Source organism: Acinetobacter sp. PK01 (assembly GCF_022819285.1).
Lineage (GTDB): Bacteria > Pseudomonadota > Gammaproteobacteria > Pseudomonadales > Moraxellaceae > Acinetobacter > Acinetobacter tandoii.
Genome location: NZ_CP094643.1, coordinates 3097224 through 3110704, shown reverse-complemented (window position 1 = coordinate 3110704; position 13481 = coordinate 3097224). Strand labels below are relative to the sequence as shown.

The 13481-nt window shown below is 39.7% G+C and carries 16 protein-coding genes; 6 read left to right on the top strand and 10 right to left on the bottom strand.

All coding sequences use genetic code 11. The features are described 5' to 3' along the window. The first annotated feature begins 76 nt into the window (after positions 1–76). Entirely contained in the window at positions 77–289 is a 213-nt protein-coding gene (locus MP622_RS14705; protein ID WP_243791601.1) for a DUF3565 domain-containing protein, read from the top strand. Between the two features lie 67 nt (positions 290–356). On the opposite strand, the gene MP622_RS14700 is transcribed toward MP622_RS14705, so the two are convergent. Next, positions 357–1013, bottom strand: a complete 657-nt coding sequence (locus MP622_RS14700) for a DUF3761 domain-containing protein (RefSeq protein WP_243791599.1) — start codon at positions 1011–1013, stop codon at positions 357–359. A gap of 543 nt (positions 1014–1556) precedes the next feature. After that, a complete protein-coding gene (locus MP622_RS14695; RefSeq protein WP_151505051.1) occupies positions 1557–1859 on the bottom strand; it encodes a hypothetical protein in 303 nt (100 codons plus the stop codon). Between the two features lie 188 nt (positions 1860–2047). Between MP622_RS14695 and imm45 the strand changes: the two genes are divergently transcribed. Beyond that, positions 2048–2365 carry an Imm45 family immunity protein gene (gene imm45, locus MP622_RS14690; RefSeq protein WP_151505052.1) on the top strand — a complete coding sequence of 106 codons (318 nt, stop codon included), beginning with the start codon at positions 2048–2050 and terminating at the stop codon, positions 2363–2365. Positions 2366–2613: 248 nt separating this feature from the next. On the opposite strand, the gene pyrE is transcribed toward imm45, so the two are convergent. Further along, on the bottom strand, positions 2614–3264 hold the full coding sequence (pyrE, locus tag MP622_RS14685) for an orotate phosphoribosyltransferase (protein ID WP_131324326.1): 651 nt from the start codon (positions 3262–3264) through the stop codon (positions 2614–2616). 40 nt (positions 3265–3304) lie between these two features. On the opposite strand from pyrE, the gene MP622_RS14680 reads away from it, so the two are divergent. Both MP622_RS14680 and MP622_RS14675 read left to right on the top strand, forming a co-directional pair. Next, positions 3305–4123 carry an exodeoxyribonuclease III gene (locus tag MP622_RS14680; protein ID WP_243791597.1) on the top strand — a complete coding sequence of 273 codons (819 nt, stop codon included), beginning with the start codon at positions 3305–3307 and terminating at the stop codon, positions 4121–4123. Positions 4124–4598: 475 nt separating this feature from the next. Beyond that, positions 4599–4949 carry an arsenate reductase gene (locus tag MP622_RS14675; protein ID WP_243791596.1) on the top strand — a complete coding sequence of 117 codons (351 nt, stop codon included), beginning with the start codon at positions 4599–4601 and terminating at the stop codon, positions 4947–4949. Positions 4950–5017: 68 nt separating this feature from the next. On the opposite strand, the gene MP622_RS14670 is transcribed toward MP622_RS14675, so the two are convergent. Next, positions 5018–5455 (bottom strand): DUF2147 domain-containing protein, encoded by a 438-nt coding sequence (locus MP622_RS14670; protein WP_016168852.1) that lies wholly within the window; start codon positions 5453–5455, stop codon positions 5018–5020. A 157-nt stretch (positions 5456–5612) separates the two neighbouring features. Between MP622_RS14670 and MP622_RS14665 the strand changes: the two genes are divergently transcribed. Continuing rightward, the gene (locus MP622_RS14665) at positions 5613–6524 is read left to right on the top strand and encodes an alpha/beta hydrolase (RefSeq protein ID WP_243791594.1); all 912 of its coding nucleotides are present in this window, start codon (positions 5613–5615) and stop codon (positions 6522–6524) included. 55 nt (positions 6525–6579) lie between these two features. Here MP622_RS14665 and MP622_RS14660 read toward each other — a convergent pair whose 3' ends face one another. Continuing rightward, positions 6580–7146, bottom strand: a complete 567-nt coding sequence (locus tag MP622_RS14660; protein WP_016168854.1) for an NAD(P)H-dependent oxidoreductase — start codon at positions 7144–7146, stop codon at positions 6580–6582. Between the two features lie 237 nt (positions 7147–7383). On the opposite strand from MP622_RS14660, the gene MP622_RS14655 reads away from it, so the two are divergent. Next, positions 7384–8583 carry a GGDEF domain-containing protein gene (locus tag MP622_RS14655; protein ID WP_243791592.1) on the top strand — a complete coding sequence of 400 codons (1200 nt, stop codon included), beginning with the start codon at positions 7384–7386 and terminating at the stop codon, positions 8581–8583. A 16-nt stretch (positions 8584–8599) separates the two neighbouring features. On the opposite strand, the gene MP622_RS14650 is transcribed toward MP622_RS14655, so the two are convergent. From MP622_RS14650 to MP622_RS14630, 5 genes are all read right to left on the bottom strand, one after another. Next, complete coding sequence (locus MP622_RS14650) at positions 8600–9280, bottom strand: glutathione S-transferase family protein (protein ID WP_243791590.1); 681 nt, start codon at positions 9278–9280, stop codon at positions 8600–8602. Positions 9281–9282: 2 nt separating this feature from the next. Further along, positions 9283–11103 (bottom strand): protein-disulfide reductase DsbD, encoded by a 1821-nt coding sequence (dsbD, locus tag MP622_RS14645; RefSeq protein WP_243791588.1) that lies wholly within the window; start codon positions 11101–11103, stop codon positions 9283–9285. A gap of 17 nt (positions 11104–11120) precedes the next feature. Then, positions 11121–11891 (bottom strand): transporter, encoded by a 771-nt coding sequence (locus tag MP622_RS14640; RefSeq protein ID WP_243791586.1) that lies wholly within the window; start codon positions 11889–11891, stop codon positions 11121–11123. Positions 11892–11906: 15 nt separating this feature from the next. Continuing rightward, on the bottom strand, positions 11907–12449 hold the full coding sequence (locus MP622_RS14635; protein WP_243791585.1) for an ankyrin repeat domain-containing protein: 543 nt from the start codon (positions 12447–12449) through the stop codon (positions 11907–11909). A gap of 142 nt (positions 12450–12591) precedes the next feature. Beyond that, complete coding sequence (locus tag MP622_RS14630) at positions 12592–12969, bottom strand: HPF/RaiA family ribosome-associated protein (RefSeq protein WP_016168860.1); 378 nt, start codon at positions 12967–12969, stop codon at positions 12592–12594. Between the last annotated feature and the right edge of the window lie 512 nt (positions 12970–13481).

The following is a 13481-nucleotide window of genomic DNA, read 5'->3' as shown; positions in this document are numbered from 1 at the left end:
AGATTATTCGGTTCTATTTCTGAATTTCAATTTTCGCTTATGGATAATTTTGTATAACTTCATTTAGGTTTCCGCTATGCAACAAGCCATTATTGGTTTTCATTTAGATGATGAACAGCATTGGGTGGCAGATTTAGCCTGCGGACATACTCAACATGTTCGCCACACTCCCCCTTGGCAAAATCGACCTTGGGTGATGACTGAACAAGGACGGCATGACAAGTTGGGCATGATGTTGGAGTGTAAAAAGTGTGATGAGAAAGATTTCGTAGATGAGATTTTATGTTAAATAGCCCCTCGATTGATCTGGGGCTATTTTTTTGTCTAGGATCAATATATCAAGAATTGAAACAATCTTATAACCAACTACTAACACCTCCATGTCTAGAACATGTTCCTCTTGTACTTTGGCTAAAAGACCAAGTGCCATCTCTACATTTAGCAGTTGCCCCATTAGGTTTCGTATTAGATTTTCTAGGACTAGGTACATAATTTCCTTTTGAATTTACATATCCCTTTCCACTGATTGTTCCAGAATTATAGCTAGTTGAATTAGCAGTATTTGTTTGTGGAGTAATACGATATTTATTTTCTAAATTATTACTACTCGAATAACTAGTTTTTTTCACCCAACAATTTTGAGTAAAGCAAACATGATTCAGGTCTATCCAATATTCATAGGTTTCATCTGCTGAAATATTAGCCCAGTCTCCTTTAGTATTAAAAATAAATACTTTTTGTCCTCTTACAATATGATTAATCGCTGTTGTTTTTTTGGGGGTTGGGAAAACTTCCGCTAAATCAACACTAATATACCCAATCATTTTTTCGCTTGAGGCTATAGGTTTATTATCAATTCCCTCAATTAAAATATCTATTGGATCAATCTGTGTGGGGGGGGGAATGGGTACAGATGGTTGAACTGGCTTTATAGGGATTGGCGCACACCCTATAAAACTTGAAAATAAAATAAGGAGGTATAAAGAAATAATAATCTTATAGATATTTTCCATAATAAAATTATTTAAAAAAGAACTAATTAATTAATAGATATTACTTTTTGTCAAATTTTATTTTTAACCAATGTAAAAAAGCCCGACATCCTGTCGGGCTTTTTCGTATCGGTGGTTTAGGTATAACTCCTGTCGTACCTCACGTCCTGGTGTCGCACTTATCATTATTGTTTTATGTGTTGGAACATCCTGTTCTCTATGTCCCCATCATATGAAAAATCCAAACAGTGGCCTAGACGCAATGCTCCCTAATTTATGTCAGCTTGAGCTTACAACATTGCTCAAAACTTACCCCAAGGTTTATCCGCAGAAATTGCGGATAGTTTCGGGACTGGATGTATTGAGTTATCAGGGAAAAGTCATAATTTGAATGTTTTTTGATCGATTCTATTGGCTGAAAGTGACAAATTCGTTCAATAAAAAGCCGACTTATTTCAAAGTCGGCTTTTTTGCATTTTTTGGCTAGAGCTAAAATTTTAAGTATTTGATATTTATATTAATATACAAATGCACTTCGTATAACGACCATTATGTTAAATGGATTTAATTTTGCTTAGCCTTATATTTATTAAATGCTTCAAGCATTCCCTCTTTCTTTTCTTTGGAGGCATCTGGATATGAGTAGAATCTTTCATAATCTTTTCTAAATTGGCTGCTTTCAATTCTTTTAGCTAAGCCATCAATAAAACCTTTTCCTTGAGTCTGATACTGCTGAATAGTTTGTTCATCTAGGCAGATAGTTTTCTCCCAAGAAATTGCACTCATATTTATAAGAACATTGAGATATATATTTTCGCTATCCTCATATAGTTCCCAAAAATAAGGTTCTATTTCTATAAGTCGCATTCTACTAGTATTCCTAAACTTTTAATTATTTCTAAAATTAACATAATACACCTTATATGAAATCAAAAAGATAAGTATAACTTATTGTTTTTACTGTATTTTTTAAAATTTAGTATAACGACCATTATGTTAAACAGCCAAGAAATACTATACTTTAATGTCTATTAAAAATAGTTGTAAGTCATAGAATGAAATGGTCTAAATTAATTGATTTCAATGAACAATATTTACAACGTGGATATCTTTTAAAATTCAAGGCTCATTATCCATTTGAAGAAGAAGTAATCATGATGGTATGTGAAGGCGGATGTTGTCAAAAAGGATTAATTACTATAAGTGGATATAAAGCAGGTATTAATATGTATGTTTTATTCCCTGAAGAGGCGAACCCTGATGGTGGTATATCAACTAAATGGCTTATAACTAATTGGACTAAATGGGTTTGGCCAGAAGGTGATGTAAACTCTGTATTAGTACGCTCTCAATTAACTTACGATGAAATATAGTTTAGTTACGCTAAAATTAACATAATGGTCGTTATACGAAGTTCTTTAAATTTTCATATAATAATCAACATCTTAGTCAAAGCCATTCTAGGGTTCAGCACACTAGAACGGCTTTTTATTGATTCTTCACGTTCCACGATTATGATTCAACCCATGTTTTACAAATTTAACGAGATCTACTCAACAATTTAATCCGCTGATAAATGAAAAAAGGAAGCCATCGCTTCCTTTTTCAATTCAATATAGACTTAGATACCGTATTTCACACGGTAGGCTTCCATTTTCGCCAAGGCTTCGCTTTCACCTTTGGCATCTAAATAATTCATTAAATCTTTCATGGTAATTAAGGCATGTACAGGAATTTCCAATTCTTTTTGTACTTCCTGAATCGCAGATAATTCACCCTGACCTTTTTCCTGACGGTCTAAAGCCACCAATACACCTGCAATTTGTGCACCTGCATTTTTCAAAATGGTGACCACTTCACGAATCGCTGTTCCTGCGGTAATCACGTCATCAATAATCCAGACCTTTTTGCCTGCAACCGATGCACCGACCAACACACCACCTTCACCGTGGTCTTTGGCTTCTTTACGGTTAAAGCCCCATGGCACGCTCACACCATGATTTTGCGACAATGCTACAGCCGTTGCTGCAACAAAAGGAATCCCTTTATATGCAGGGCCAAACACCACTTCAACATGGTCACACTGGGTTAATTTATCTGCATAACCAGAAGCCAACAGTGATAGAGCCTCACCATCATTCAATAAACCAGCATTAAAAAAATAAGGACTCACTCGGCCTGATTTTAAAGTAAACTCACCAAATTTAAGCACACCACGTGATAAAGCGAGTTCGATAAATGCTTGTGGGTTAAATTGAGCTGGCGTTGACATGAGGTGCTCCGAAATTCATACATTGAGGTTATGACTGCGCATGATACCAAAGAGTAGCTACCCAAGTGATCAAAAAATTTTACGAGTGGTTTCAATTAACGTAAATGGCTTACGTTCATCCGTGACCAAAGGCTTATTGGAATGGTTAGAAAAGTCCGATGCCGATGTGGTGTGTATGCAAGAAAGTCGCATCACTCATGCACAATGGACGGATAAATTTAAACCAGAAGGCTGGTACACACATTTATTCCCTGCGGAACGTGCGGGTTATGCAGGCACGGCCATTTATAGCCGTTTACCCTTTGTGTCTGTAACAGATGGTTTAGGTTTTGAACTGGCCGACTCTCAAGGGCGCTTTATCAGTGCGGAATTCGATTTAGGTTTAGATCACCCCGTACATATTTGCTCTTTGTATTTACCTTCAGGTTCGTCAGGTGACGAAGCACAAGCACGCAAAGATCATTTTTTAGAAAATTATCAACAGATTCTCAAACAATGGCGCGCTGAAAATAGATCCATCATTGTGTGTGGTGACTACAATATTGTGCATAAGCGCATTGATATTAAAAACTGGTCGGGCAATCAAAAATCTTCAGGCTGCTTACCGCATGAACGTGCATGGCTCGATCATATTTATGATGAACTCGGTTATGTCGATACCTTCCGCGAAGTTCGTAAAGAAGCTGAACTTTATTCTTGGTGGTCGAATCGTGGACAAGCCCGTGCCAAGAACGTCGGTTGGCGTATTGATTACCAAGCCTGTTCACCTGACTGGAAGTCACGTACAGTCAATGCTTGGGTCTATAAAGATGAATGGTTTAGTGACCATGCACCCGTCATTATTGACTATCAAATTTAAATAGTTTGCGCATTTGAGTGAACAAATGTTCACTCAATATTATCTTTTTGCTCACAGAACATGACGCATTTGTGGTCTTTTTATCCTAAGTCAGAAACGGCATCATAGCGGCACGGCACAGGGACATGTCAGGATGACAGCAAAGGGATAGGAAGCCGTAGGATGGAATAAAACACAACTCGTTTTGAGTTTGTTTTCAAGGATGTGACAATGGACGTTGTAATGAGACCCGCATAATCAGGATGATTAAATGCGGGTTTTCTCTTTTTTATTGCTTATTTTTATTTAAGCGCTGATGTTTTGATTGTTTTAACATTCTTGTTTTTCATGAATATAGCATGCCAAGTTTAGATTGCAATTCGATGACAATTCCCATGACATCAACATCTTTCGCCTAATTTTCCTGCAATGCTAGAGAAAGCAGATTTTTTTGTTTACCCTATGCTCAATCATTATCTTCAGGAATGTATTCTGTATGCTAAAAATTTATGGCATTAAAAACTGTAGCTCCATGAAAAAAGCCTTCGATTTGCTAACTGAACTGGGCTTGGCCTATGAATTTCATGATTATAAAAAGCAAGGGATTGATGCCGACACCTTAAAAACTTGGCTAGACCAAGTTGGACAAGAGCTGATTCTCAATAAAAAAGGCACCACTTGGCGTAAACTGACTGAAGCAGAACAACAACACGCCTTGGCTTCACAAGACCAATTAATCGAAACTCTGATGGCACAGCCGAGTTTAATCAAGCGCCCTGTTTTACAAACTGCTCAAGGTTATCTCGTCGGTTTTGATGAAGCGGCTTATCGAGCAATTCCTGCTTAAAAGGCACTTTTTAGATGTAAAAAAGCCTGATAGACAATCAGGCTTTTGATCACATCTTTTTTACCACTTTAGTTCATACGAACCCAAGTTTGGTTACGTCCTAATACAGCTACACCCAAATAACCACGGAGCTCAAGCTTTTTCCCACCCGAAGTCAGTTCACCTTTTAAGCTATAGGTTTTGCCATTTTTCGGGTCTAAAATCGTACCCTCATCATATTTTGTGCCGCCGACATTTTTCAGACCACGAACGATCGTTAGGCCTTTCAATGATTTGTTGTGATATGGACCTTCACATTTACTGCAAGCATTTTCTTCACCTGGTGTCAAAATGCTTTGAATGCTGGCAGTCAAAACACCATTTTTTTGCTCAGTAAATTTCACAACCGCACGTGGTTGCTTGGTTTTATCATCAATAGTTTTCCAAACTGTGCCATTTAATGGATCAGCCGCATTCGCAAGTACGGTTAATCCGAGCAATCCTAATGCAAGTGCAATTTTTTTCATTTTTGTTGATTTCCCTAGTCTGTCTGTAGACGTCTTTAAGTATTGTAAAGCCACAGCAAATTTGCAATTCTTGAATGTGACTGTTTAGTGTACCCTTGTAATTATTGTGGGTAAATATACTACTATTAGGCATAATTTATAACAAAATGGAAGAACCGTGAAGATATCAGCACCGTGGAAACAATTCATTACAGAAAGTCTTTTAAAAACGACCATCCGTACGCCGAGCCAATACAATCTCCCCCCAAATATACTGCGACATGGCTTAGAACAACTCTGTAAGATTTTCCCGACTCAGGCAGATGTCCAAGTTCGTCCTTTACGTTTAGGGCTATTGAATGCCGAAGAACTCAAACCACAAAAGGAATCGACCCAACTGATTTTTCATATTCACGGCGGTGTTTTTTTTCTAGGTTCACTAAATACACATCGTGCATTTTTGAGCCAGATCGCTGCACGAACTCAAATGCAGGTGTTACATGTCGATTATCCACTCTCACCAGAACACCCGTTCCCAGAAGCAATTGATGCACTGTTCAACACGTATTTAAATTTACTGGATCAAGGTATTCTAGCCAAAGATATTATTTTATCGGGTGATTCTTGCGGTGCAAACCTCGCAGTTGCTTTGGCAATTAAAATCCGCCAAGCACAACTCGAACAGGTCAGTGGTTTAATTTTGCTTTCCCCATTTTTAGATTTGACCCTGACCAGTGAATCACTGCGCTTTAATCAAAAGCATGATGCCTTACTTTCTATTGAAGCCCTCGAAGCAGGCATTGATTACTATTTACCTGCGGACATTGATCGTGGAGACCCACGTGTCTCGCCTTTATTCGATGATTTGACAGGTTTACCTCCGACACTGATTCAGGTCGGTTCTAAAGAGATTTTAATGGATGATGGGCAACGCTTTCAGCAACAAGCCGAGGCTGCAGGCGTTCAAGTTGAATTTAAAATTTATACGGGGATGTGGCATAACTTCCAAATGTTCAGCGCTTGGTTTGAAGAAGCCCAACAAGCTTTAGCAGATTTAGCCGCATTCGCGCACCGCCTAGATAAAGACTAAAGTGCCATAAAAAAGGTCAGCATCTGCTGACCTTTCCTGTTCTAAACCTGTAAGCTTAGATAAGTTTAACCTGTGCCAAAGCTGCTTCAATCGCTTTATTTTTAAGTTCTTCACCCATATTGACACCTTCAGCACGTACAACATCTACCTGCTCGACACCAGTAAAGTTAAACACGGTTTTCAAAAAGCCTTCTTGGAAATCCGCTGGACTATTGTCACCATAGACACCGCCACGACTGCTGGCAATATAAACCTGTTTATTGCCAGCCAAACCTACAGGACCATTTTCAGTATATTTAAAAGTTTTACCTGCAACACTAATACGGTCAATCCATGCTTTTAAGGTTGAAGCTAAACCAAAGTTGTACATTGCTGCACCTACAACGACCACATCTGCAGCTAAATACTGCTGGATGATCTGTTCACCTAAGGCTGCTTGCTCAGCATTTTGACCCATTAAGATTTCTGCAGTTAAATGTGGAATCGGCTGTGCGGCCAAATCCAAATACTCAACCTGTACATTGTCGTGCTTCGCTTGTAATTGCTCAACAATCGCTTGGCTTAACTGGCGCGAAACTGATGCTGTACCTAAAATGCTTGAGTCGATATGTAAAACTTTCATGATGCCACCGTAATTTTTGCTCTCTTGGAATAGAAGCAAGTTTAGGCCATCTATAAAAATAGAATAATTACCCATATTAATACACTATGTTCCATTTTTAGAACAAATTTAAATCTCCCTGAAAAAGAGAAATGTAACGCAATCAAAAGTTTGATTAAAATTTATGCTATGGTTAGCAAAAATAATTCTCGCTTTAAAACAACAAAGGAACTGTTGATGTCGAGGGAATAAAAATCAATGACAACCAACTCACCTCCCCCATCTCCAACCTCGCTTCAACATAGACTCAAGAAAATTGTGCTTGAATATGGGGTGATCATGAACTGGAATACATTAAATAAATGTATTCTGATGTTAATTTTAGGCTGTGTGACTCATCTGATTTGGATGTTCTGGAAAATTTTTATTTGGTTGAACCCCAGCCTGTGGAGCATGACCAATTTAGGACTCATTAAACAACAAATTGTACTGAATCTGATTTTTATCGTTGTGCTCGGTAGCCTGATTTATCCTTGCATTTATTGGCAACACAAAGCTTGGGTCAAACGTTTTGTACCTTATATTACCGTGTGGTGTTTTATTACCTCTTTATGCCGAGATGCATATCTAATTGGCGTACTCAGCCCTGCGACCTTAAGCTCTTTTGTCAGTTTACTCACGGTAGGTTTAATTTTATTTCCCCGTTCAGTTGTTTACAGCGCCTTAATTCCTTCAACTTTATATTTATTTGTTTGTGGTTATTTAAGTTTACATGGCATGTTGCCTTATGCCCCCATTTTCAATTTACCCAATGATACCTACGCCAATGCATTTTGGGTCGGAAGCATGCTGTATTTCATTACCCCTGTGGTCATGATCTGTCTGATCTTATTTGAAATTCTACTCAGTCAATGGCGCAATCGTGAACAGCTCATTCAACAACTCAGCAGAATTGATCCACTAACCAATACCTATAATCGGCGTAGTCTGAATCAATATTTAGAGCACATCCAGCGTAAGAAAAATCAAAGCTATGCATTGGTCTTGCTTGATCTGGATCATTTTAAGTCTATAAATGACTGTCATGGGCACCATAAAGGCGATGAAGCCTTGATTCTAGTCGGGCAATTGCTCAAGCAGCATTTACGTGAAACCGATATTGTGGGACGTTTTGGAGGAGAAGAGTTTTTATTGCTGCTGTATCACACCTCGCTCGAACAGGCTCAACACACGGCGGAACGCTGTCGCGCTGCAATTGAACATTTAGAATTGAAGGATGATAATGGCAACCGTATTGCGCTGACTGCCAGTTTTGGAATTTCAACCGCACAATCCCCTTTAACGCCCTTTCAGTTACTGACCCAAGCGGATAAAGCCTTATACTCAGCCAAAGCATCTGGACGTAATCAGGTGCATATTTTCCAAGCACAAATGGAAAATATGGCATCTATCAGCTAGCTTTCTTTGTTCTCACTTACTCAGCTTCGGTTTGATAGGCTTCCAAATAATTGACCCAACGCCCTTCCACCATCGCTGCTTCAACCCAAGCCTGTACTGCAGGATGTTGTAACATACTTTGCATATAACGCTGACTCGATGCAGACACAGGCAAAGCATAAGTTTTAAATCGCATCACGACAGGCGCATAAAATGCATCGGCAATACTGAATGTTCCACATAGGAAACCATCTGGATCTGGACGCTCTGCCCAAATTTGCTCAATGCGTGCTACATCCTGTCTTAACTCGCTATCTTCAGCCCAAAGCCGTTGACCCACTTCAGCTAATTGCGCCCGAATATTCATGCCACATAAGGTTCTTAATTGGCTAAAGCCACTGTGCATTTCCGCACTGATACTTCTGGCTCTGGCACGTTGTGCTTTATCCTTGGGCCAAAGCGCATACTCAGGATATTGCTCTGCCAAATATTCACAAATGGCCAAAGAATCCCATATTTTGACCTCTTGATCATACAAAATCGGCACTTTAGCATTGTCCGAAATAGCCAATAATTTTTGCTTAAATGCTCCAATGGAGCGTTCGCGATCAAAATAAATCATGTGCTCTTGAAAAGGAATTTCAAAGGCTTTGAGCACCAACCATGGGCGCATCGACCAGCTGGAATAATTTTTATTGGCAATATAAAGCTCTAACATGATTAAGGTCCTAGATCTTGTCCGAATTGTTTTAATTGTTGCAACAGCTCAGTTTCGCTAAATGCTCCTGTTAAACGGAGTCCGCGCACTTCCTGTTGTTGAGGGGTTAAAAATAAATAGGTCGGTGGACCTAAAATATCCCATTGATTTAATAATTGTTGATGACTGGTATCGTAATGACTTAAATCCAGCTTAATTAGCGTGTATGGACTGAGTGCTTGCTGAACTTGGGCTGATTTTAAAATGCGATGCTCAATCGGCTGACATGCCACGCACCAGTCTGCATAAACATCAATCACAATAGCGCGATCTTTCGGAGCTTGTGCCAAAATTTGCTGAAACTCTGCGGCGGTTTGCGCCACATGCCACTGCATCTGTTGTTGCCCCTGTTCTACGAAGAAACGCTGGCTTTGCTGATACTGGCTATAAAGCATATAAGGCACCACCAACAGCAAAATCACAAGATATAATGGACGTAAAGGCGATTGTTGCCATAGGGCACGATACAGCGCATAACCGATAAAGCTAAGACCCAATAACAGACTTAAACCCTGCATCCAGCTTTCTGAAAGCAAGGGGCGAATGAAATAAAGCGCTAAGGCCAACATCAGAAAGGCAAATAACACCTTAATCTGGTTCATCCATAAACCTGCTTTTGGCAAGGCTTTAGCCCCAAGAATACTGGCCAGCAATAAAGGTAGGCCCATACCAAAACCCAGCGTAAACAACAGTAAAGCACCTTGCCACTGATTCTGGGTTTGAGAAATAAATAACAAAGCGCCTGCCAGTGGTGCTGTCATACAAGGACCGACCAGCAAAGCGGAAATCATCCCCATAACTGCCGCGCCAATCAGGCTACCGCCTTTTTGCATCGACTGCCAATGATCTAAACGATGTACCACTGCATGTGGCAAACGTAATTCGAATAGTCCGAATAAATTGAGTGCAAACACCACGAACAGCAAACTAAACGCAATTAAAGTTGAGGGCTGTTGTAACCAACGCTGAAAGTTCAAACCTGCGGATGAGGCAACCAAGCCCAACATGGCATAGACCATCGCCATACTGCACACAAAGACCAAAGCAATCATCCATGCTTTGACTCCGCGCCGATCACGTACAATCAAGGAGCTGAGAATTGGGATCATAGGTAAAGAACATGGTGTAAATGCCAACAAAATGCCTAAACCCAAGAACAGCAATAAACCATAAATCGGTGAGCGCTGTGCCAATTGTGTAGACCAGCGTTGGTCCTGAGCAGTTTGTGATGCAGATGTTGCATTAGTCTGGTCTAAAGCATCTGTATTTTCTACGGTAGCACTGTTGTTATTCGAATTTAAATCTAACAATCGCTTAGGTGCTGTAAATTGATTCTGCAAAGCCACCAAACCATCTGCATCGGTTTTAAATTCAATGGTTTGTGGTGGATAACAAATACGGTCTTTGGCACAACCTTGCCAAGTCACTTGATACGTTTGCGAAGCCTGCGTTGGCACATTAAATTGTACCTGCTGATAATAAACTTGAGTTTGACCATAGTTATCATCATGCAAGTCCTCTGCCTTTGGCAGTTTTAAGGGCAAAACATGTTGCCCTTGCCGTACCTCAAATTTATGCTGATACAAATAATAATGTTCGGGGATATCCCAATGTAACTGCACTTCTTGTGCAGTTACAGATTCGACTTGAACAGGAAAAGCCTCTTCGGCCGATAATAAGGCTTGCTGCGCATGTAGGAAGGTTGAACAGAAAGCCAACAAAACAGTACACAGCCAGAGCACACTGCGCCCATAAGATTTTGAAAGCAGCAGAGACTTTTCCATAAACAAGACTGACACCCTTAGAATAAGTACGAAACGCCTAAACCTGATTGATAACTCTTATCTGCGCCACTGAGCACGACTCCCACACTGGCATCGAACTGAGTACGGTCATTCAATGCATAAATCACCCCCGAGCCCAATGAATATTCGTAATCTTGGCTCTCTGCTTTGCGGTATACAAATTCAGAAAAACCAGACCATTTGTCAGAAAGTTTATAGCCAATCGTAGGGATTGCTGTCACAGCCCAATCGCCATTTTGAACTTCATAGCGCATGGTAATCGACGTGTCGACTAAATCGCTTTGCTTATAAGAAACGGCCGTCGCCAAGGCATAAATATCATCTTCTGCGGTAAAGCCATCATTCCCTGTAGCCAACACCGCTTCTAAAAGTACAGCCATGGTCAAGTTGTCATCGTTCAAATCAATTGCACTTTTTAAACCGATGCTCACATCACCTAAACCATCTTCATCAACCGTTTTACCCGCTTGTTTGACTTGGCTCCATGATGGCCCTTGCCAACCCAGTTGTAATTCTAAGTTATGTGCAATCCCCGTACGGAGTAACATGTCGGCATTCAGTGTCGTCGTTTTTTGCTGTACACCATTGACTGTACTTTCTTCATAATTCGCACTTGGTAAACCTTGTTCCCAAGCCAATTGCCCAATTGGGGTAATCCCTGTCCCAATACCCGAACCTGGTCGATCAAAAGAGAAATCTGCCGCAAAAGTTGGACAAGCTGCACCCAGAGTTAGTGCCAATACGCTACATTGTTGTAATTTTTTCATGATTCGCCTCAGTGATTAAGCTAATTCTTTCGACATTTTTGCACCCTGACTACGCAACAATTCTAGGGTTTGACGTTCTTCTGGTAAGGCTTCACTCCAATTAATTTCATCAAAGTCGCAATCAAAGAATAAATCACTAATTGAAGATAAAATAGTCAGCCCTTGCTCATCACGCGTATTTGGGTCAACTTTAATTGCCAATAAGCGCTGCACAGCAGGTACACATGCTGAACTTGCTGCATCCCAAAGTGGACCATACAACTCTTCACTGTCCCATAAATGAAAATTGGCTTTGGCTTGGATTAAGGTTTCCAAAATATCCAAATGAACGGCTAATTCTTGCTGTTTCTGTTCTTCGCTGAGTCCTTGACCTGCCTCATAGGCTTCGCTGACATGTTCCCACCATTGAAATAAACCATCCGACCACACTGAAACAGCAGGTCCTTTTTCAGCATCAATAAAGTTTGGATCTAAACCTTCAGCCAAAAGACGTTGTACTTGTGGCAGGTCTAATTCTTCTATCGCCTGCACAAAGACTTGTTGTTGTGCTGTTAACATGGAACATACTCTTTCATCAGTTTCAGAATATTATGCCGAATTCTCGGTCATTTGTTTTATGTAAATGTATATCTAAAGTTTTTAATTCATATAAAAAAAGCCCCGCAGGGCTTTTTTCTATTTTAGGCTCAATCAGTTGAGCTTAATCTTCATCATCAATCACATCTTTGTCTGCATCAGCATCCGCAAATTCTAATTGCCCACCTCGGGGATTTTCTCTTTTTTCAAACAGATGCTCAAGGCTACGTTTCAAACGATCAATAGCGCCATGCAAAGCGGTATCAACATTATGTCCTTTATGATTCACAACCACAGGTTTTAATCCTGCTGGGCGTGCTTCAATCATACATTTAATATCATCATCGCCGCCTTTATCTCCATTCTCATCACTTAAATGTACGGAGAAATGGGTAATACGTTCACTATGACGTTGGAATTCTTCATTCAGTTCTGCACGCACATAACTAATTAAACGATCATTATTTTGAATGTTTTTATCTGTACGGATTTCAATGTTCATAATCTAATCCTCTTTATCTATCTGAATCTTTTTTGTGCAAAACTTTTTTATCTTGGCACGCTTGTAACTTGCTGTTTACACAGCATTCGAACATCTTTAATCAATTTTGGAACTCATCTCCTCATTGAAATGATGAACACTTTTGAGTCTGCAGAATCGTGTCCTTGTCCTTTGAATATCGGGCTTAACTCAAAAATATGCAAGTGCTATTTTAAAAAAAATAGCAAAAGGATAACCAATTATGACAACTCCTTACTTGCATGGTTAAGAACTCATCAACTCCATACGCACTGCGCCCTATTGCCACAATTTAATTGGCTATTACGGTCAAATTATTCACCCTACATCGTCGCATTAAACCTGTGTCGCAGTGCAATTTGTAGCGAATGGTAAAAACTTTGAAGAAAACGAGCTTGAGTATAAGTTAAGAACTTATTATCAACAGATTGTGTGACACGGTATTTGCCGAGATGACTGTGCATTCATAAGTTTTATTGCATAATCAATAAAGA

Excerpts from the sequence above, each read along its gene's own strand:
- pyrE (WP_131324326.1), bottom strand. The coding sequence starts at position 3,264 with ATGTCAACGCCAGCTCAATTTAACCCACAAGCATTTATCGAACTCGCT.
- MP622_RS14660 (WP_016168854.1), bottom strand. The coding sequence starts at position 7,146 with ATGAAAGTTTTACATATCGACTCAAGCATTTTAGGTACAGCATCAGTT.
- MP622_RS14700 (WP_243791599.1), bottom strand. The coding sequence starts at position 1,013 with ATGGAAAATATCTATAAGATTATTATTTCTTTATACCTCCTTATTTTA.
- MP622_RS14670 (WP_016168852.1), bottom strand. The coding sequence starts at position 5,455 with ATGAAAAAAATTGCACTTGCATTAGGATTGCTCGGATTAACCGTACTT.
- dsbD (WP_243791588.1), bottom strand. The coding sequence starts at position 11,103 with ATGGAAAAGTCTCTGCTGCTTTCAAAATCTTATGGGCGCAGTGTGCTC.
- MP622_RS14680 (WP_243791597.1), top strand. The coding sequence starts at position 3,305 with ATGATACCAAAGAGTAGCTACCCAAGTGATCAAAAAATTTTACGAGTG.
- imm45 (WP_151505052.1), top strand. The coding sequence starts at position 2,048 with ATGAAATGGTCTAAATTAATTGATTTCAATGAACAATATTTACAACGT.
- MP622_RS14675 (WP_243791596.1), top strand. The coding sequence starts at position 4,599 with ATGCTAAAAATTTATGGCATTAAAAACTGTAGCTCCATGAAAAAAGCC.
- MP622_RS14635 (WP_243791585.1), bottom strand. The coding sequence starts at position 12,449 with ATGTTAACAGCACAACAACAAGTCTTTGTGCAGGCGATAGAAGAATTA.
- MP622_RS14630 (WP_016168860.1), bottom strand. The coding sequence starts at position 12,969 with ATGAACATTGAAATCCGTACAGATAAAAACATTCAAAATAATGATCGT.
- MP622_RS14705 (WP_243791601.1), top strand. The coding sequence starts at position 77 with ATGCAACAAGCCATTATTGGTTTTCATTTAGATGATGAACAGCATTGG.
- MP622_RS14655 (WP_243791592.1), top strand. The coding sequence starts at position 7,384 with ATGACAACCAACTCACCTCCCCCATCTCCAACCTCGCTTCAACATAGA.
- MP622_RS14650 (WP_243791590.1), bottom strand. The coding sequence starts at position 9,280 with ATGTTAGAGCTTTATATTGCCAATAAAAATTATTCCAGCTGGTCGATG.
- MP622_RS14695 (WP_151505051.1), bottom strand. The coding sequence starts at position 1,859 with ATGCGACTTATAGAAATAGAACCTTATTTTTGGGAACTATATGAGGAT.
- MP622_RS14640 (WP_243791586.1), bottom strand. The coding sequence starts at position 11,891 with ATGAAAAAATTACAACAATGTAGCGTATTGGCACTAACTCTGGGTGCA.